General features: G+C 42.7%; 21 protein-coding genes. 10 read left to right on the top strand and 11 right to left on the bottom strand.

The genetic code is table 11. The annotated features are described in order from the left end of the window. Window positions 1-3 precede the first annotated feature (3 nt). The 4 genes from GTK07_RS11980 to GTK07_RS11965 form a co-directional block, all read right to left on the bottom strand. The gene (locus GTK07_RS11980; RefSeq protein ID WP_163635472.1) at window positions 4-330 is read right to left on the bottom strand and encodes a DNA-directed RNA polymerase subunit omega; all 327 of its coding nucleotides are present in this window, start codon (window positions 328-330) and stop codon (window positions 4-6) included. Between the two features lie 22 nt (window positions 331-352). Next, entirely contained in the window at window positions 353-1,180 is an 828-nt protein-coding gene (locus tag GTK07_RS11975; RefSeq protein ID WP_163635471.1) for an outer membrane protein assembly factor BamD, read from the bottom strand. A gap of 108 nt (window positions 1,181-1,288) precedes the next feature. Next, the gene (dapA, locus tag GTK07_RS11970; RefSeq protein ID WP_163635470.1) at window positions 1,289-2,179 is read right to left on the bottom strand and encodes a 4-hydroxy-tetrahydrodipicolinate synthase; all 891 of its coding nucleotides are present in this window, start codon (window positions 2,177-2,179) and stop codon (window positions 1,289-1,291) included. Further along, complete coding sequence (locus GTK07_RS11965) at window positions 2,179-2,712, bottom strand: DUF6913 domain-containing protein (protein ID WP_163635576.1); 534 nt, start codon at window positions 2,710-2,712, stop codon at window positions 2,179-2,181. The genes dapA and GTK07_RS11965 overlap by 1 nt, the downstream gene beginning before the upstream one ends. Window positions 2,713-2,827: 115 nt before the next feature. Here GTK07_RS11965 and GTK07_RS11960 point away from each other — a divergent pair, with 115 nt between their 5' ends. The 3 genes from GTK07_RS11960 to GTK07_RS11950 all read left to right on the top strand — a co-directional run bounded on the left by GTK07_RS11960 (window position 2,828) and on the right by GTK07_RS11950 (window position 5,442). Beyond that, window positions 2,828-3,541 (top strand): 5'-nucleotidase C-terminal domain-containing protein, encoded by a 714-nt coding sequence (locus GTK07_RS11960; protein ID WP_235932781.1) that lies wholly within the window; start codon window positions 2,828-2,830, stop codon window positions 3,539-3,541. Continuing rightward, window positions 3,542-4,453: a bifunctional metallophosphatase/5'-nucleotidase gene (locus GTK07_RS11955; protein ID WP_163635469.1), complete on the top strand. Its 912-nt coding sequence runs from the start codon at window positions 3,542-3,544 to the stop codon at window positions 4,451-4,453. It abuts the gene before it with no gap. Between the two features lie 68 nt (window positions 4,454-4,521). Next, complete coding sequence (locus GTK07_RS11950; protein ID WP_163635468.1) at window positions 4,522-5,442, top strand: hypothetical protein; 921 nt, start codon at window positions 4,522-4,524, stop codon at window positions 5,440-5,442. A 128-nt stretch (window positions 5,443-5,570) separates the two neighbouring features. Here GTK07_RS11950 and GTK07_RS11945 read toward each other — a convergent pair whose 3' ends face one another. Genes GTK07_RS11945 through GTK07_RS11925 form a run of 5 tightly spaced genes read right to left on the bottom strand, consistent with a single transcriptional unit; the run spans window position 5,571 to window position 9,870 of the window. Then, the gene (locus GTK07_RS11945; RefSeq protein WP_163635467.1) at window positions 5,571-5,864 is read right to left on the bottom strand and encodes a hypothetical protein; all 294 of its coding nucleotides are present in this window, start codon (window positions 5,862-5,864) and stop codon (window positions 5,571-5,573) included. Further along, window positions 5,861-7,864: an NAD-dependent DNA ligase LigA gene (gene ligA / locus GTK07_RS11940; RefSeq protein ID WP_163635466.1), complete on the bottom strand. Its 2,004-nt coding sequence runs from the start codon at window positions 7,862-7,864 to the stop codon at window positions 5,861-5,863. The genes GTK07_RS11945 and ligA overlap by 4 nt, the downstream gene beginning before the upstream one ends. A 3-nt stretch (window positions 7,865-7,867) precedes the next feature. Further along, the gene (locus GTK07_RS11935) at window positions 7,868-8,449 is read right to left on the bottom strand and encodes an LOG family protein (protein WP_163635465.1); all 582 of its coding nucleotides are present in this window, start codon (window positions 8,447-8,449) and stop codon (window positions 7,868-7,870) included. Then, window positions 8,450-9,385 carry a peptide chain release factor N(5)-glutamine methyltransferase gene (prmC, locus tag GTK07_RS11930; protein ID WP_163635464.1) on the bottom strand — a complete coding sequence of 312 codons (936 nt, stop codon included), beginning with the start codon at window positions 9,383-9,385 and terminating at the stop codon, window positions 8,450-8,452. Continuing rightward, entirely contained in the window at window positions 9,385-9,870 is a 486-nt protein-coding gene (locus GTK07_RS11925) for a GNAT family N-acetyltransferase (protein ID WP_163635463.1), read from the bottom strand. Before GTK07_RS11925 ends, prmC begins: the two co-directional genes overlap by 1 nt. A 29-nt stretch (window positions 9,871-9,899) precedes the next feature. On the opposite strand from GTK07_RS11925, the gene ribD reads away from it, so the two are divergent. From ribD to GTK07_RS11905, 4 genes are read left to right on the top strand one after another with little or no spacing between them, the layout of a single operon-like run. Beyond that, the gene (gene ribD, locus GTK07_RS11920; RefSeq protein ID WP_163635462.1) at window positions 9,900-10,952 is read left to right on the top strand and encodes a bifunctional diaminohydroxyphosphoribosylaminopyrimidine deaminase/5-amino-6-(5-phosphoribosylamino)uracil reductase RibD; all 1,053 of its coding nucleotides are present in this window, start codon (window positions 9,900-9,902) and stop codon (window positions 10,950-10,952) included. Beyond that, window positions 10,945-11,547 carry an HAD family hydrolase gene (locus GTK07_RS11915; protein WP_163635461.1) on the top strand — a complete coding sequence of 201 codons (603 nt, stop codon included), beginning with the start codon at window positions 10,945-10,947 and terminating at the stop codon, window positions 11,545-11,547. The genes ribD and GTK07_RS11915 overlap by 8 nt, the downstream gene beginning before the upstream one ends. Next, window positions 11,548-12,411, top strand: coding sequence for an EamA family transporter (locus GTK07_RS11910; protein WP_163635460.1), 864 nt, complete (start codon window positions 11,548-11,550; stop codon window positions 12,409-12,411). Further along, window positions 12,411-13,022: an IMPACT family protein gene (locus GTK07_RS11905; RefSeq protein ID WP_203583783.1), complete on the top strand. Its 612-nt coding sequence runs from the start codon at window positions 12,411-12,413 to the stop codon at window positions 13,020-13,022. The genes GTK07_RS11910 and GTK07_RS11905 overlap by 1 nt, the downstream gene beginning before the upstream one ends. Before the next feature lie 118 nt (window positions 13,023-13,140). Here the strand turns inward: GTK07_RS11905 and GTK07_RS11900 are convergent, their stop codons facing one another. Beyond that, window positions 13,141-13,539: an acyl-CoA thioesterase gene (locus tag GTK07_RS11900; protein WP_163635458.1), complete on the bottom strand. Its 399-nt coding sequence runs from the start codon at window positions 13,537-13,539 to the stop codon at window positions 13,141-13,143. 201 nt (window positions 13,540-13,740) lie between these two features. Here GTK07_RS11900 and dnaA point away from each other — a divergent pair, with 201 nt between their 5' ends. The 3 genes from dnaA to GTK07_RS11885 are packed head-to-tail and all read left to right on the top strand — an operon-like array spanning window position 13,741 to window position 16,368. Then, complete coding sequence (gene dnaA, locus GTK07_RS11895) at window positions 13,741-15,165, top strand: chromosomal replication initiator protein DnaA (protein WP_163635457.1); 1,425 nt, start codon at window positions 13,741-13,743, stop codon at window positions 15,163-15,165. 17 nt (window positions 15,166-15,182) lie between these two features. Beyond that, the gene (locus GTK07_RS11890) at window positions 15,183-15,635 is read left to right on the top strand and encodes a low molecular weight protein-tyrosine-phosphatase (protein WP_163635456.1); all 453 of its coding nucleotides are present in this window, start codon (window positions 15,183-15,185) and stop codon (window positions 15,633-15,635) included. A gap of 4 nt (window positions 15,636-15,639) precedes the next feature. After that, a complete protein-coding gene (locus GTK07_RS11885; RefSeq protein WP_163635455.1) occupies window positions 15,640-16,368 on the top strand; it encodes an SAM-dependent methyltransferase in 729 nt (242 codons plus the stop codon). A 48-nt stretch (window positions 16,369-16,416) separates the two neighbouring features. Here the strand turns inward: GTK07_RS11885 and GTK07_RS11880 are convergent, their stop codons facing one another. Beyond that, a complete protein-coding gene (locus GTK07_RS11880; RefSeq protein ID WP_163635454.1) occupies window positions 16,417-17,061 on the bottom strand; it encodes a lysozyme family protein in 645 nt (214 codons plus the stop codon). Window positions 17,062-17,174: the final 113 nt, after the last annotated feature.

Here is a 17,174-nt window from a genome sequence, read left to right as displayed (position 1 = left end):
CTCTTAGGCGTCTTTCTCTGTGTTCCTGTAATAGATTTTATCTTCCAACCACTCTTGTACGGCCAAAGCGTGTGGTTTTGGCAATTTTTCGTAGAACTTGGAAACCTCTATCTGCTCTTTGTTCTCAAAAACTTCCTCCAAACTGTCGCTGTAGGTAGCGAACTCTTCCAACTTCTCCAACAATTCCTTTTTGATCTCGGAATTGATTTGAATGGCACGCTTTGAAGCAATGGAAATGGCTTCATAAATGTTCCCTGTACTCACGTCAAATTCGTTCCTGTTCAAGGTAACAGTAGAAACCGGGGCTTTTGTATTTTTCAAATCTTGCATATGCAACTGTTTAAAAACTTTTTTATTTGGAAATGGTGTATTCGCTCAATTCTTTCTGGATTTTCTCGGCTAGCTTATCGGCATCATCCTTAAACTTAGACTCGGGAAAATATTTCATCAGATTGTTGTAGGAGGCCAATGCATCCTGAAGGCGTTCCTGTTTCTTGTCAAACGTGCTGTAGAATGCCAGATTTGCTGCTGCCTCAATACGGTAATACAGGGCTTCTTCCCTATACACAGAACCAGGATTGTCCGTAACGAAATTATCGAACGCCTTTATTGCCGATACCAATCTTGGCAAATCCCATGCGCCAATTTTGTTGTATTGTTTGGCAATCTCAAGTTGTTTCTTCTCTTTTTTTGTGGTCAATTCCTTGGCCATGGTATTGGCTTCATCAAAATATTCGGAATCCGGATAATTGTTGATGAATACCTGAAGTTTGGCAAGTGCCTTATCAGTATCGGTTTGGTCCAAAGAGTAACTTGGGGAAAGCATATAGTAGCTTTTGGCGCCTAAAAAGGTAGCTTCCTGGATCTTTTCGCTCCTTGGATAGGATTTCACAAAACGCTCGAACTGATATCCGGCCAGATAGTAATCCTTTGTTTTGAAATACGAATCCGCAAAAAAGAACATGACCCGCTCTCCTTGTGGCTTCCCAACATATTTTGGGGCAATCTGCTCGAACAGACGAACGGCCCTTTTGTAGTCCCCTTCATTATACAATTTTTCGGCCATTTCATACTTGGGCCCAACATCAGTATTCTTAAGCACCTTTTGGTACTCGCTACAGGATGTTAGGAGAATGGCTGCGAAGCAAAGAAGGAGTATAGACCTCATTTTCAAAAACATTTTGCAAAATTAGTGATAATGAACGGATTTAAAAAAAGAATTTACCGTTCCCAAATGTAACGGGCAAAATGTGGTTCCTGCAAGGTTTTGGGGAACATTTAACGAATTTTAAACATGGGCCTTTTCCAAACCCTTCAAAGACAAACCGATTTTATTCCTCAAAGTAGTACTGGCCTCTACCAATGGCAAACGGACCGTTGCGCTGGCCAACCCCAAACTTTCAAAAACACTTTTGATACCTGCCGGGTTGCCTTCCTCAAAAATTTGGTTCATGAGCGATTTTAGACTGTTGTGGATTTCATAAGCTTCCTCTGAGTCACCCGAAAGCCCCAAACGGATCATATTGGAGAGTTGGGCCGGCAATCCTTGTCCCAAAACGGAAATCACTCCTGCCCCACCGGCCAATACGGTAGGCAAAGCAGTGACATCATCCCCGGAAATTACCATAAAATGTTCAGGTTTGTTCTGGATGATCTTTTCGATTTGGGCCATATCGCCGCAAGCTTCTTTGATTGCCACTATATTGGAGACCTCGTGGGCCAATCTTAAGGTTGTTTCGGGTAGCATGTTACTGCCGGTCCTTGAGGGTACATTATATAAAATGATGGGTTTTGGCGATGCCTCTGCCAATGCCTTGAAATGACGGAAAATACCCTCTTGGGTCGGTTTGTTGTAGTATGGGGACACGGAAAGAACTGCATCAAAAAAGCTCAGGTCTGTGGTTTTTAATTCCTCCACAAGGGCCATGGTGTTATTACCACCAATTCCCAGTACAAGCGGTAATCGACCTGCATTGGCGCGGACCACCACATCTATAACCAATTGTTTCTCGGATTTGGATAAGGTTGCAGATTCGGCTGTTGTTCCCAACACTACCAAATATTCCACTCCACCCTGCACACTATGTTCCACAATACGCTCCAAGGCTGCCACGTCTACGGACAGATCTTCGTTAAAAGGGGTGACCAAGGCAACTCCCGTACCCAACAATTGTTCCATTATATTTCGTTTAATACCTTCAAATATTTTTTTAATTCACTCTTGAAGAGCTTAAAATCTTTTAACGATGTGTTCAAGATCAAATCGTTTACCTTGGAGTCCTGGGATCCCAGCCCTACCTTTAGTCTTGCAGGGGTCTTCACGGACAGCAACTTCATCATCAGATTGTCTTCATCATAATAATTGATGAGCATATCATATTCCCTGCCCAAAAATTCCAGAACATATCCATTTTCAATCTGGCCCTTCCACCCCAGGTCCCTATCGGAGAACATTTGGATCGCGTAGGGAGAATTCTTATCGTACTCCCTTTTGTAACCAATGATCTTTATGGCATTCGGGCGCAATGAAAACTCCTCTATCAATCCATAAAAGGCTTCCGCGTTGGCAAAACGATCCACGTCAACAATACAGCCAACACTAGTGATCCCTTTTTTCCGGGTCGAGGTCAAGGAAGGCTTTTCCATTTCTTCCTTTAAATATTTAAGCCCCGATTTAACCTTAAATTTGTCTTGGAGTCCCCTTAAAAACATATTTTTGTGCATTTATGCAAAGGTAATTAATCTACCAAGACGACTTAACAAAGATACGTACGTGAATGATTTAAAATTCAAACAATTTGTTACGATTGTAACTTTTTGTTTTTTAATGGCCTGTAAAAATGATACGGGCAAACTCACTGAAATACAAGGAAAACAACTGCCGATAAACGCCTCCACAGAAGAGACCGATTCCATTTCCGGTTTTGTGGAACCTTTCAGAGATCGCATAAACCAAGTGCTTGACAGTACATTGGCATACGCGCCAAAATCCTTGCTATTGGACGATGGAAAACGCAACACCTCCATGGGAAATTTAATGGCCGACATTGTTTTTTCCGAGGCCGCCCCCATATTTAAATCAAGGACTGGAAAGGATCTGGATTTTGTGGTGTTGAACTATGGCGGGGTACGCTCCATTATTTCCGCAGGAAAAGTAACGGCACGGAACGCTTACGAGGTAATGCCGTTTGAAAACTACATTGAAGTGGTGGAACTGAACGGGGCCGCCGTACGTAAATTGATCGACTTTTTGACCAAGGCCACTCGCAGGCATCCTATATCCGGCATACAGATCGTGACCGACAAGAATGGTTCATTGGAATCGGTGAACATTCAAGGAAAACCTTTTGATGAAAACCGTAACTATTATGTGGCAACTTCGGATTATTTGGTACAGGGCGGGGCCAGCATCGGTTTTTTTGATGAAATGGTTTCCGTTACCGATACGGACTACCTGCTCCGCAATGCCATTATCGATTATTTTAAGAAAGTGGATACCGTACAGTCCGTGGTCGATGACCGCTTTATACAATTGGATTAAATGAAAAGAAGGGATTTTATCGTCAACTCTGCCGCTGCTTCTGCCTTGATTGGCATGGGAGGGCTTAGCTTGAATTCTTGCTCCAACATAGGCAAAAAACATATTACGATTTTGCACACCAACGATGTGCACAGCCACATCGACCCGTTTCCCGCAACCCATTCCAGCTATCCGGATATGGGTGGCGTAGCCCGAAGGGCAACCTTGGTGCAACAGATCCGTAATGAAAACCCAAACACGCTCCTTTTTGATGCAGGGGATATTTTTCAGGGTACCCCCTACTTCAATTTTTATGGTGGTGAACTGGAATTCAAATTGATGAGCAAACTGAAATATGACGCCTCCACTATTGGCAATCATGATTTTGACAATGGAATCGATGGCCTCTTGGCGCAAATGCCCTATGCCACTTTTGACATGATCTCTGCCAATTATGATTTTTCCAACACGGTAATGGACGGCTATGTAAAGCCGCACAAGACCTACGTGGTTGATGGTGTGAAGATTGGCGTGTACGGACTTGGCATTGAACTGGATGGGCTGGTCACCAAAAAACTGTACAAAGAGACCAAATATCTTGATCCTTATGAGATTGCTTTGGACATGGAACGAAAATTAAAGGAGGACGAAAAATGTGACCTGGTCATCTGTCTTTCCCATTTGGGTTATGATTATGAAAATCCTGAAAAACCTATGGATACCCAATTGGCACAACGTACCTACCACACCAACCTCATTATTGGAGGGCATACCCATACCTTTTTGGACAAGCCGGATGTGCGTACCAACAAAAATGGTGATCCAGTTCTGGTAAACCAAGTGGGGTGCTACGGGATTAACTTAGGTCGCATCGACTTTTATTTTGATGCGGATAAAAAGGCTGCGGCAAACGGGGTAAGTATCGTCGTATAGTCAAACTGTAACAGAACCTCCATTCGGTTGTCTTTTAAGCAATTAATTTCTTTTATTTCAATCGAAAAATGTACACTTACGTTAAAAAATCCTTGCTTTTAGGGCTTACCCTTCTTCCCATTCTTGCTTTTTCGCAAGCTGAACAAGTATTCAATCAAATCCGATTTTATGAACCTTTGGTTACGGTTCAGGAAAAATTGGAGGAGATTTCTCAAACTGTTGAACTTATAGCTCCAGAAGAAACCTCCTTCCCATTGGCCAAATTGAAAGAGGCACATCTTATTGTTACCAATATTGAAACCAAAGCGGGTAAGATCAACAAAGCAGTTTTCACATTCTCTGACGATAAATTGACCAATATTGAGGCCCAGGGAAATGCCGTTAAGGTATTGATGGAGTCAGAGCAGGATTCACTTGGTACTTATATGGATTATTTGGTCAACTTTAAGAAAGGTATGCTGGGTAAAGCTGGGAGCGATAAGGTATGGATACTTTCTGAAGAAGCCCTACACATTAACCTCTTTGCATGGGAAAATCCCTATTTAAATTCCGTCCATAGTTCAGTTCCCAAGTACAGCGCTTCTGCCCAAATTCCAGATTTCTTGCAAATGGGTGCAGATCTTGAAGTGCTCCGTCCATTACTTGAGGCCAACAGTGATATGGTTTATGAAGAAAAATTAGACGGGTCAGACCCCAACGCTCAAATACAGTTAAATTGTTTTGGTGTTGAATATGCAGGGTTCCCAAGAAAGGTAGAGGCGCGGTTTGGTGACAACAAATTGAACATGGTCTGGATTTTAACAGGAAAAGGAGACGAAGACCGACTCCTAAAGAAATTGACCGAAATTTACGGTGAACCTGTTTTTAGAAACGAGGCTTGGGAAATATTTAATGATTGGACCATTGGTTTGAGAAAGGATAAACCAGAAGTGCTGATCATGACCAAAACACTGGGTCAATTCTATAAAAAAGAATATTTTAAACAATGAAGGGACATCTTGGGTATTCTAATTATAAAGTACTTTTGAAGGAGCTTTTATGCGAAAATGCGCTTATGCCCGGTTAAATGGTTCTACACTAAAATCATTGACAACGAATAGTAGTTCTCTTAACCTGTTTATAGATTATTCTCCACCAAAACCCTCAACTCATCACTCAAACTGTAATCAGGAAAAGGCCTGTCCGCATGATTATACCAATACTGGGCATTCCATCTATCCCCTTCTTTTCGGTGCAAATAAGCGTGGATCCAACTTCCCATGGGAGAGTGGATGTCTTGTGCAATATCATGGGAAGATTCCCAATCCCCTTTGGCATCGTACCACAATGCCTGTAATGGTAAGGACCAATTATCAGGCAGTAATTGCCCATTCAGGGATTCTTGAAACTCCTCATAGTTTTTTGGTATCATGCCTCCAGTTTTTGCAAAAATTCCTGTTCCGAAATAATGGGCACACCCAAACTCTCCGCTTTTGTCTTTTTACTGGGGCCCATATTATCACCAGCTACCACAAAACTTGTCTTGGACGAAATGGACGAAGCCACTTTCCCTCCATTATCCTCGATCAGTTTCTTCAGCTCGTCCCTACTCAAGGCCTCAAAAACCCCAGACACCACAAAGGTTTGACCCTTGAGCTTGTCCGTTTGGTTTTCCAACTGTTCTTCAGACAACGAAAACTGCAATCCGTAGGATTTTAGCCTGTTAATAATCTCCACATTGGTAGGATCAGAGAAAAACGAGATAACACTCTCTGCAATCCGATCCCCGATTTCATCCACAGCAACCAATTCCTCTTTGGATGCCACCATCAACGCATCAATATTTTTATAAGCCTTGGCCAGTTTTTTGGCCACCGTTTCACCTACATATCGAATTCCCAAAGCAAACAATACCCGTTCAAAAGGAATGGCTTTGGATGCCTCCACCCCATTGACCAAATTCTCCGCTGATTTCTCCGCCATCCTTTCCAAAGGAACTACTTGTTCCTTGGTCAAGGTATATAGGTCCGCATAATTGGCGATGAGTCCTTCCTTAAAAAGCAGCTCCACCGTTTCACTCCCCATCCCTTCGATATCCATGGCCTTCCGTGAAATAAAATGCTGGATACGACCCGTAATCTGTGTTGGGCATCCGGTATCGTTTGGACAGAAATGTTGGGCTTCCCCCTCTTTCCGAATCAGTTCCGTGCCACATTCGGGACAATGCGTAATATACTGGGCAGGTTTGGAATCCGCAGGTCGCTTGGTAAAATCGACCCCGACTATCTTTGGGATGATTTCCCCTCCTTTTTCCACAAAAACCGTGTCCCCTTCCCGGACATCCAGTTTTGCGATTTGGTCCGCATTGTGTAAGGAAGCCCGTTTCACTATAGTCCCTGCCAACAAAACCGGTTCCAGATTGGCAACCGGGGTTATGGCCCCCGTACGGCCCACTTGATAGGTAATCTTGTCCAAAATGGTGGTGGACTGTTCCGCCTTGAATTTATATGCCATCGCCCATCTTGGGGATTTTGCGGTATATCCCAATTCCTCTTGTTGTTGTATGCTATTCACCTTTACCACCACACCATCGGTCTCAAAGGGCATGCTATGCCTATGTGAATCCCAATAATCCGCAAATTGCATCACTTCTTCCGTGGACTTGCAGAGTTTGGCAACTGTCGGCACTTTAAAACCCCATTCCCTTGCCTTTTCCAACATTTCAAATTGGGATGAAATGCCCAAATTGTTCCCCACAATACTATATAAAAGACATTCTAAGGGTCGTTGCGCCACCAAAGCACTATCCTGAAGCTTTAAACTACCTGATGCGGTGTTCCTTGGGTTCATATAAGGGTCTTCCCCAGCTTCGATACGCTCTTGGTTCATTTTGGCAAATCCCTCGAGAGTCAAAATAATCTCACCCCTGATGTCGAATTTGGGCGGATAGTCACCCTTTAACTGCAAAGGAACCGATCGTATGGTCTTGATGTTCGTGGTCACATCATCCCCCTGAAAACCATCACCACGGGTAATGGCACGAACCAATTTTCCATCTTCATAGGTAAGGCTGATAGAGGCTCCATCGTATTTCAACTCACAGGTAAACTCCACGGGTACATCACCCAATATGCGTTGGATGCGCTTCTCCCAATCTTCCAAATCTTCCTTGGAATAGGAATTTTCCAAGGAATACATGCGATGCTCGTGCACCACGGTCTCAAAATTCTTGGTGACCATTCCCCCGACCCGAAGCGTTGGCGAAGTAGAGTCATAAAATTCCGGATGCTCTTCTTCCAATTTTTGAAGCTCTTTAAGCTTCATATCAAACTCGTAATCGGTTATGGAAGGCTGGTCCAGAACATAATATTTGTAATTGTGTTCCTGGAGCTCTTCCCGGAGGGAAGTTATTTTTTCTTTGATACTGGCCATGTATTATGTCTGTTCTTTTTTTATCCATTTTGGTATATGTACGGGTCGATAGGACTTCATTTGTTCCAAAAGTCCTGTGCAGGAGTCATCCACCAAGAGCATATTGCGGTTTTCTGGCCTGAGCAGTCCTTTTGACACCATAGTATCCAAAAAGGCCAACAATTCGTCAAAAAAGCCATTCACATTCAAAATTCCCATAGGCTGTTGGTGCAGTCCAAGTTGACTCCAGGTAACCACTTCGAACAATTCTTCCAAAGTGCCGAATCCTCCAGGAAGGGCAATGATACCATCCGAAAGTTCGTGCATTTTCATCTTGCGCTCATGCATATTGTCCACTATGATCAACTCCGTGATCCCTTCATGGAAAATCTCCTTGGACTTCAAAAAATCAGGAATCACCCCAATGACCTTACCGTCATGATCCAATGCTCCATTGGCCACCTGACCCATAAGCCCAACTTTGGCTCCACCATATACCAAGGTCAAATTTTGTTGCGCCAAGTTTTTGCCCAATTCATAGGCCATGGAAACAATATGACTGTCATTCCCCTCGCTGCTGCCACAAAAAACCGAGACACTCTTCATTCAAATACGTTTACCTTTTAACATCCTATCGTTGCCGAAAATGTCCTTGCGCAGTTCAATTTCCGAAAAATTATGGGCTTTCAAAACACTCTTGGTCTCTTCACCTAAATATTGATTGATTTCGAGATACAGACTTCCCTGCTTTGCCAAATGCCGCTCGGAAAATTGGGCAATGGCCCTATAGAAGACCAACGCGTCATCATCTGGGACGAAAAGTGCCAAATTTGGTTCGTATTCCTTTACGTTTTTATTCATTTCCGACTTTTCCAAATTCCTGACATAGGGCGGGTTGGAAACGATGATGTCAAACTGAAGTTCAAGATCCAATTCAGGGTCTAAAATATTCTTATGGATGAATTCAACATCAACCTGATTGGTTTTTGCATTTTCTTGGGCCACTTTTAAGGCTTCTTCCGAAATATCCAAAGCATACACTTTGGCATTGGGAAGTTGTTTGGCCAAGGCAATGGCAATACAGCCGCTTCCGGTTCCGATATCCAAGATGGTTAAGGGTGAAGGGCGAAGGTTTGGGTTCTCTCCTTTTTCTTCACTTAATTTCCCATCTCTGACATCTGATATCAGTTCTCTGATTTCTGACCTCTGATTATTCGCATCCTCCAAAATCCATTGTACCAGTTCCTCGGTTTCGGGTCTTGGGATCAATACATGCTCGTTCACCTTGAGTTCCAACTCCATGAAATGGGCTATCCCTAAAATGTACTGCAGCGGTTTTTCTTGTTTTAATTGGGCCAGGGCATCAAACAGCGGTTGCTCCTCTTCTTTGGTCAAAACGATGTTGGGTTTAATGGCCAGAATGAACCGTTCCATTTTAAGGTAATTTTCGATACAGCTATAAAAAAAGGAATCGATTTCTTCCTTCGGATAGATCTTTCCCAAGTCATTATGGAATATGTTTTTGATATCCCGAAGCAACATTACAATTGTTTAAGCATCCAGACAGGACATGAATAATGCCCTGTATTGCCCAAAGGGGCATCGATATAATCGAAACCGTTCTTCTTGTAGAGTTTTTGGGCCGCTTCCATGTAGGGCATGGTTTCCAAATAACATTGCTCAAAGCCAAATTCCTTGGCTTTCTCCAAACAAATGGAGATCATCATTGCACCTATCCCCTTGCCTCTGGCTTCTTCCAAAAAATACATCTTTTGGAGCTCACACACATTGCCGTCATAGTTTTGAAGTTGGGCCACTCCCGCACATCCAATAATCTTGCCTTCATGCTCCACTACAAAATAGGCCGCACGCGGCACATTGTAAGTGGAATACATATCTTCCAAGGCCTTGTCCTCATAAGCGGTACCCACTTTAGGCACCCCCATATCCTCAAAAACCTTGCGTATTACTTTGGCCACTTGTTCGTTGTCTTCGGGCTTAATTTCCCGAATCGTTGCATTTCCCATAATGCCGTTTAATATGCTATTTTTGCTGGGTGAATATACACCAAAAATATATCCTCCGCTGTATAGAACTGGCCAAAAAGGGACTGGGCACCACGGCTCCAAATCCTATGGTGGGTTGTGTCATTGTTCATGATGGAAAAATCATCGGCGAAGGATTCACCAGTCCATACGGCGGACCGCATGCGGAAGTGAACGCCATTAATTCCGTGGAGGACAAAACTTTACTTGGGACATCTATCTTATATGTGACATTGGAACCATGTTCGCATTATGGTAAAACACCCCCTTGTGCCGATTTGATTGCACACTATAAAATTCCTGAAGCCTACATTGGGCTAAAGGACCCCCATGATAAAGTTGCTGGTAAAGGCATCCAAAAACTGGAAGAAACAGGTTGTAAGGTCACCGTTGGAGTGTTGGAACAGGAGTGCAGGGAACACCACAAAAGGTTTTTAACCTATCAAGAAAAGAAAAGACCCTACATCATTTTAAAATGGGCCGAGACCCAAGATGGCTTTATGGCCCCTGACAAAACACAAAGAAATTCCAACCCAGAACCTTATTGGATCACCAATCCGTATTCCAGACAGTTGGTGCATCAATGGCGAAGTGAGGAACAAGCTATCTTAGTTGGAACGAATACGGTTTTAGAAGATAATCCCAAACTGAACACCAGGGATTGGGCCGGTAAAAATCCCATCCGGGTGGTTTTAGACAAAGACTTAAAAATCGGTAACGATTTTCATGTTTTGGACAAATCCGTAAAGACCATTGTAATTACCCATGAAAAAGATTCATCGAAATATTTGGATGGAATCGATTACGAAACCATTGATTTTTCGCAACCATTGGCACAACAAATTTCGGAAATCCTTCATAAACATTCCATTACAAGTGTATTGGTTGAGGGTGGTGCCAATACCCTTCAATCATTTTTAAACGAAGGTCTTTGGGATGAAGTAAGGGTTTTTGTGGGTCCTACACGATTCAAAAATGGCATACCTGCCCCAAAATTTGCTGGAAAATTAAAAAGTACCCAAAATATAGTATCGGACACCTTATCCATTTATACCCATGATTAAGAACATCATTTTTGATTTTGGCGATGTGCTCATCAACCTTGATAAACCTGCAACGGCCCGAGCCATGTTGCCCTTTGGTTTTTCAGGGATAACCCCAAGCCTTGATCAATTGTTCAAAGACTACGAGAAGGGATTGATGGGTTCTTCCGAGTTTTTGGATGAGGTTTCTTCCCATTTTCCAGATGCAAACCGAGAATATTTGATCCAATCTTGGAACGCCATTCTTTTGGATTTTCCCGAAGAACGTTTACAATTCCTGGAAGGATTGGCGAACGAAAAGGAATTCAGATTGTTCCTCCTAAGCAATACCAACGACCTACATATGGAAAGTGTGAGACAACAAATAGGTATGGAACGCTATAACCGTTTTAAGAACGTATTTGATGTTTTCTATCTGTCTTATGAAATAGGGATGCGAAAACCTGACGAGGAAATCTTTCAATTTGTTTTGGACGAAAACGGACTGATTGCCGAAGAAACTTTTTTTGTGGACGATGTACAGGAAAACACCGTGGCCGCGGCAGGTTTGGGCATCAAAGTATGGAATCTGCGGGTGGGACAAGAGGATATCACCCAATTAAAATCCCGTCTGTAAATGTTGGCCCTTGCATTGAGTGTACTGAGTTCCACATGGATTTTTGTGGTTTTCAAATTATATGACATCTATAAGGTCCAGACATTGGTCGCGATTATCATCAACTATATCACGGCCTGCACAGTAGGTTTTCTATTGTATGATGGACCTATTGGAATATCCGAAATTATGGACACCTCATGGGCTTGGGGACCTTTGGCCATGGGGGTTCTATTCATCACCATCTTCAACTTGATGGCCAAAACGGCCCAAACTTTGGGGGTATCAGTTGCTTCTGTAGCTACCAAAATGTCGTTGGTGATTCCTGTAGTCATTGGGCTTATCTTTTATGGAGAGCATCTTAGTTTCTTCCAAATAATAGGCATATTATTGGCATTGGCCGCCGTCTATTTTGCATCCTTGAAGGAAAACGGCATCACCATCAACCGAAAGGATCTAATCTTGCCCATACTGGTGTTTTTGGGATCTGGGGCCATTGATGCAAGCATCAAATATTTTGAAGAAAAACATTTGACCGATCAGGAAATTCCCATTTTCTCATCCATGGTATTCGGTTGTGCCGCTTTATCGGGTCTTATATATGTAGGCTTGGGTTCCAAAAAACAAAGCCTGAAATTGAATATCAAGAACATAATCGGCGGAGTAGCACTAGGAATTCCAAATTATTTTTCAATCTATTTTCTCATACGGGCCTTGCGAAGCAACAATTGGAGCAGTGCAGCGGTTTTTACCTTGAACAATGTGGCCATAGTAATGCTCTCCACCCTTTTGGGCATTTTGTTGTTCAAGGAGCGGTTGAGTATCAAGAATTGGGGCGGAGTGGCTTTGGCCGTCATCAGTATTGTATTGGTAGCTTTGTTTTGATGGAGAAAACAGATGTATATAGAACCGTTGCCGAAACTTCCCCAGAAATCCTGCACAAGGACAAAAAGAGTAAGTTCTACGCAGCCGTACATCCCATAACATCAGAGGAAGAAGTAAAACCGATTGTGGAGGAACTCAAAAAAAAATACCATACCGCCAACCATGTGTGTTATGCTTGGCAATTAGGGGTAGAAAACCCATCTTATCGTGCCAATGACGATGGGGAGCCCAACAATTCGGCGGGAATGCCCATTTATGGTCAGATTCAAGCCTACGACCTTACCAATGTATTGATTACGGTTACCCGTATATTTGGAGGCACCAAATTGGGTGTCGGCGGATTGATACAAGCTTACCGTACGGCCGCGCAAATGGCATTGGATGGTGCAAAAATTGTTGAAAAGATTGTGGAAACACGGTTCAGAATTCAGTTCGGGTATGCGGAAATGGATAAGGTCATGCGTATTGTCAAACAAAAAAACCTGAGCATCGTTTCCCAAAAAATGGATATGGATTGTGAGTTGATTTTATCCGTTCGGATGGGTGAATCCGATGGAACTTTCCGACTTTTCGATGAAATGCACCCCGTGGAGATTGCGATTATTGACTGAATTGACCTTTGGGGGAAAATCCCAGTTAACTTTTTCATCTTAGGTTATTAAAGAATCAAGACCGCTTCGCTACCAGAAATAAGATTCATCTGTCTCTTGTCTCTTGTCTCTAAAAAAATTAATCTTCCAATCGCTCTAAAATGTAATCAGGACATTTGATTGGCTTTCCTGTTTTTTTGTCCATAAATGCTAAGACGGTATGCGCGGTAGCCAACAAATCTCCGGCCTCGTTGAACACTTTATAATCGAACTCGATCTTAACCAATGGTCTGGCTTTCAACCGGGTCTCCACTGTAAGAAGATCGTCGTAGAGGGCAGATTTTTTATAATCAATATGTAAGGAAATTACAGGCAACATAATACCACTTTCCTCCATGCCTTTATAGGTGACCCCAAGAGCTCGTAACCACTCTACCCTACCCATTTCAAGGTATTGGGCATAATTGCCGTGATAAACCACTCCCATTTGGTCTGTTTCTGCGTATCTTACTCGAAAAGAATGTGAATTAACGCCCATTTGTAAATGAAAAATTATATATTTAGAGGCTTGCTTTTTGCGGGGGTAACATGCGAAAAAAAAACAAGAGATTCAATGACAAATTGATTTTTTTTTTAAAAGAATTGTTCACATATTTGTCGCATCCAATAAGCATCTTGCTACCCTTTAGATGTTTAATCTTAAGTATTAAAGCTAACCATTAAAACAAGGAAAAACTTCATGAGTGTGACTGCTAATTCCGTATGGAACAACTGTTTGGCTTTTATCCAGGATAATATCCAACCGCAGGCATTCAAAACATGGTTTGAACCGATCAAGCCCATGAAGTTGACCGATAAGGCACTTAGTATTCAAGTGCCAAGCAAGTTTTTTTACGAGTGGTTGGAGGAGCATTATGTGAAGCTTTTGAAGGTTGCCCTGACCCGTGAACTGGGAGCCAATGCCAAGCTCATCTACATCATCAAGATGGAGAACAAATATGGGAACAAGGAACCCTTTACGGAACAGATCCCAAGTTCTAACAGAACCTCTGTTGGACCACAGGAATTGGATGTTCCGATCACCTCCAAAAGCCCCGAACTGAAAAACCCTTTTGTGATTCCTGGGATACGAAACATCAAAATAGAGTCCCAGCTCAATCCAAACTACAATTTCGACAATTTCCTTGAAGGGGATTCCAACCGTTTGGCCAGATCGGCAGGCATGGCCGTTGCCAACAAACCGGGAGGTACCTCTTTCAACCCACTTTTGGTATTTGGTGGTGTTGGTTTGGGAAAGACCCACTTGGCCCACGCCATTGGGGTTGAGATCAAGGACAAGTATCCCGAGAAAACGGTACTCTATATTTCCGCGGAGAAATTCACCCAACAATATATTGAATCTGTAAAGAAGAACACCCGTAACGATTTTATCCACTTTTACCAATTGATAGATGTGCTCATTATTGATGATGTACAATTCCTATCCGGTAAATCAGGAACCCAGGATGTGTTCTTCCATATCTTCAACCATTTGCACCAAAATGGCAAGCAGGTAATCTTAACGTCGGACAAGGCACCTGTGGACATGCAGGATATTGAGCAACGCCTTTTGTCGCGTTTCAAATGGGGGCTTTCAGCAGAATTACAAAGTCCTGATTATGAGACACGTGTATCTATCCTTAAGAATAAATTATACAGGGACGGTGTTGAAATGCCTGATGACATCATCGATCATGTTGCAAGGAACATCAAGACCAATATCCGTGAGTTAGAAGGTGCCATCATTTCTTTGATCGCCCAATCCTCTTTCAACAAAAGGGAGGTGACCTTGGAACTCGCTCAACAAGTGGTCGAGAAGTTCGTCAAGAATACCAAGCGTGAGGTTTCCATAGATTATATCCAAAAAGTAGTGTCCGATTACTTTGAAATGGATGTGGCCACCCTGCAATCTAAAACGAGGAAAAGGCATATTGTACAGGCTAGGCAATTGGCCATGTTCTTTGCCAAAAAATTCACAAAGGCCTCCTTGGCCAGTATCGGTTCCCAAATCGGAAAACGTGACCATGCCACTGTTTTGCACGCTTGTAAAACTGTGGACAACTTGGCCGAGACCGATAAACAGTTCCGCAAATACATCGACGACCTGAACAAAAAGTTCAGTTAGGAACTAATCCCTTTTTTATGAAAACCAAAGTCTTGATGGTCTGCTTGGGTAATATTTGCAGATCACCCTTGGCCGAAGGCATTTTACAATCCAAAGTAGATCCTGATAAAGTTTTTGTGGACTCTGCCGGTACCGCGGGATATCATGTGGGCAATCCCCCAGATTCCCGATCCATTGCCGTAGCCAGAAAATATGGGTTGGATATTAGTCGTCAAAAATGTCGACGCTTTTCAGCTATAGATTTTTTGGAATTCGATCACATTTATGTAATGGACCGAAGCAACTATTCCACGGTGGCCAGTTTAGCGGCCAATGCAATGGGTGCCAGTAAAATAAAATTGCTATTGGAGGAAGTGGATTTGGGTATTGACGAAGTACCAGATCCGTATTATGGAGGTGAGGATGGATTTGAAAAAGTCTACCAAATGATCGATAAGGCTTGTGAGGCCATTGCAAAAAAGCTAAATTGAACCTATGCAAGAGCCTAAGCCAGGTTTAGTGGTCGGTAAAGTATATTTGATTCCTACAACATTGGGAGACAATGCCCCTTTGGAGGTAATGCCTATTTCCATAAAGGGAACCATTGAACGGATCGATCATTATATTGTTGAAAATGAGAAAACCGCAAGGCGTTTCATCAAAAGAATCAGTCCCAGCAAACCACAACCCAACCTGAAGCTGCAACCCCTGAATAAATATACCAACCCGGCGGTGATCCCTTCCTATTTAGATCCCTGCATACATGGATTTGATATCGGGGTATTGTCCGAAGCAGGCTGTCCGGGCATTGCCGACCCAGGTTCAGATGTGGTCCGGGTGGCCCACGAGAAAAGGATACAGGTGGTTCCCTTGGTGGGTCCTTCTTCTATACTCATGGCCATGATGGCAAGTGGTATGAATGGGCAGAATTTTGCCTTTAACGGCTACCTGCCCTTAGACCTTGCAGAAAGGAAAAATATGGTAAAACAATTGGAACGTACGTCCCTGGAAAAGGGGCAGTCCCAAATTTTTATGGAAACCCCTTACCGCAACAATAAACTTTTAAAAGATCTCCTAAAAATATTACATAAGTCTACGCGATTGTGCATAGCGTGCGATATTACCCTGCCCACAGAATTCATTAAAACGAAGAGCGTTCATGAATGGGGCGAGATTGAACTGGATCTGGACAAAAGACCTACCATCTATATTTTACATGCATAAAAAAACCCGGAACTTTGTTCCGGGTTTTCATCTTTTAGGATGCGTGTACTACACTTTGGCGTTTTTTTTCTGCTCTATTTTGGAAATATCATAACCCGCAAACTTTTTCAAGTAATACGAAATACTACTTCCGTATGCATCCGTCACATCTTCTTGTCCATAAGAACGTAAATATTTCTTCACGTTTCCGGCTCCGGCCAAATGGGCCGCAGCCAAAATACCTGATTCGGTAACCTCCACACCACCTATCCTCTTACCCATAAAACGTTTGATATCCCTACGCAATATCCATTTGTTACGGGCAATATTGGTTGCAAAAGCCTTCTCTTGAAGTTCGGGGCTATCCAAAAAAGTCTCCATGTCATAGATGCCCATCAAATTAAGGGTGCTACTTCCAAATTGATACTTTCCTAAATATCCCAATGTATTTACTACGTGGTATCTTCCTTGGGATTCCTTAAAGGCCAGTGCCTCTTTGAAGCCATTGTAGGCTTTACCCAAAAAAGGAGGGGTTACTTCATCAACATCAAGACCCGTAATGGAATCCAATGGTGCAAAGATTTCAGACCCGTTCTCTACCTTCAATGAATCAGGAACCGTAAAATCCCCTTTTTTCATTATGGTGTACGTACCAAAACTGGTCAAAACTACGATCATGGCAAGATGTAGAGCAATTCTAATCCATCTTTTCATATAGTTCCTATTTAAGATTTCCAGACCTGGGTCCAGAAAAAAATTTCGGCCGGCAAATATAGGGGGAGACATTTTTTTAACAGTTATAAAGCTCATAAGATTTTCTTAAATGA

This window comes from Flagellimonas sediminis, from assembly GCF_010500845.1.
Classification (GTDB): Bacteria; Bacteroidota; Bacteroidia; order Flavobacteriales; family Flavobacteriaceae; genus Flagellimonas; species Flagellimonas sediminis.
This window is presented reverse-complemented; position numbering and strand designations above follow the sequence as displayed.

Excerpts from the sequence above, each read along its gene's own strand:
- GTK07_RS11980 (WP_163635472.1), bottom strand. The coding sequence starts at position 330 with ATGCAAGATTTGAAAAATACAAAAGCCCCGGTTTCTACTGTTACCTTG.
- GTK07_RS11975 (WP_163635471.1), bottom strand. The coding sequence starts at position 1,180 with ATGTTTTTGAAAATGAGGTCTATACTCCTTCTTTGCTTCGCAGCCATT.
- dapA (WP_163635470.1), bottom strand. The coding sequence starts at position 2,179 with ATGGAACAATTGTTGGGTACGGGAGTTGCCTTGGTCACCCCTTTTAAC.
- GTK07_RS11965 (WP_163635576.1), bottom strand. The coding sequence starts at position 2,712 with ATGTTTTTAAGGGGACTCCAAGACAAATTTAAGGTTAAATCGGGGCTT.
- GTK07_RS11960 (WP_235932781.1), top strand. The coding sequence starts at position 2,828 with ATGGCCTGTAAAAATGATACGGGCAAACTCACTGAAATACAAGGAAAA.
- GTK07_RS11955 (WP_163635469.1), top strand. The coding sequence starts at position 3,542 with ATGAAAAGAAGGGATTTTATCGTCAACTCTGCCGCTGCTTCTGCCTTG.
- GTK07_RS11950 (WP_163635468.1), top strand. The coding sequence starts at position 4,522 with ATGTACACTTACGTTAAAAAATCCTTGCTTTTAGGGCTTACCCTTCTT.
- GTK07_RS11945 (WP_163635467.1), bottom strand. The coding sequence starts at position 5,864 with ATGATACCAAAAAACTATGAGGAGTTTCAAGAATCCCTGAATGGGCAA.
- ligA (WP_163635466.1), bottom strand. The coding sequence starts at position 7,864 with ATGGCCAGTATCAAAGAAAAAATAACTTCCCTCCGGGAAGAGCTCCAG.
- GTK07_RS11935 (WP_163635465.1), bottom strand. The coding sequence starts at position 8,449 with ATGAAGAGTGTCTCGGTTTTTTGTGGCAGCAGCGAGGGGAATGACAGT.
- prmC (WP_163635464.1), bottom strand. The coding sequence starts at position 9,385 with ATGTTGCTTCGGGATATCAAAAACATATTCCATAATGACTTGGGAAAG.
- GTK07_RS11925 (WP_163635463.1), bottom strand. The coding sequence starts at position 9,870 with ATGGGAAATGCAACGATTCGGGAAATTAAGCCCGAAGACAACGAACAA.
- GTK07_RS11915 (WP_163635461.1), top strand. The coding sequence starts at position 10,945 with ATGATTAAGAACATCATTTTTGATTTTGGCGATGTGCTCATCAACCTT.
- GTK07_RS11910 (WP_163635460.1), top strand. The coding sequence starts at position 11,548 with ATGTTGGCCCTTGCATTGAGTGTACTGAGTTCCACATGGATTTTTGTG.
- GTK07_RS11905 (WP_203583783.1), top strand. The coding sequence starts at position 12,411 with ATGGAGAAAACAGATGTATATAGAACCGTTGCCGAAACTTCCCCAGAA.
- GTK07_RS11900 (WP_163635458.1), bottom strand. The coding sequence starts at position 13,539 with ATGGGCGTTAATTCACATTCTTTTCGAGTAAGATACGCAGAAACAGAC.
- dnaA (WP_163635457.1), top strand. The coding sequence starts at position 13,741 with ATGAGTGTGACTGCTAATTCCGTATGGAACAACTGTTTGGCTTTTATC.
- GTK07_RS11890 (WP_163635456.1), top strand. The coding sequence starts at position 15,183 with ATGAAAACCAAAGTCTTGATGGTCTGCTTGGGTAATATTTGCAGATCA.
- GTK07_RS11885 (WP_163635455.1), top strand. The coding sequence starts at position 15,640 with ATGCAAGAGCCTAAGCCAGGTTTAGTGGTCGGTAAAGTATATTTGATT.
- GTK07_RS11880 (WP_163635454.1), bottom strand. The coding sequence starts at position 17,061 with ATGAAAAGATGGATTAGAATTGCTCTACATCTTGCCATGATCGTAGTT.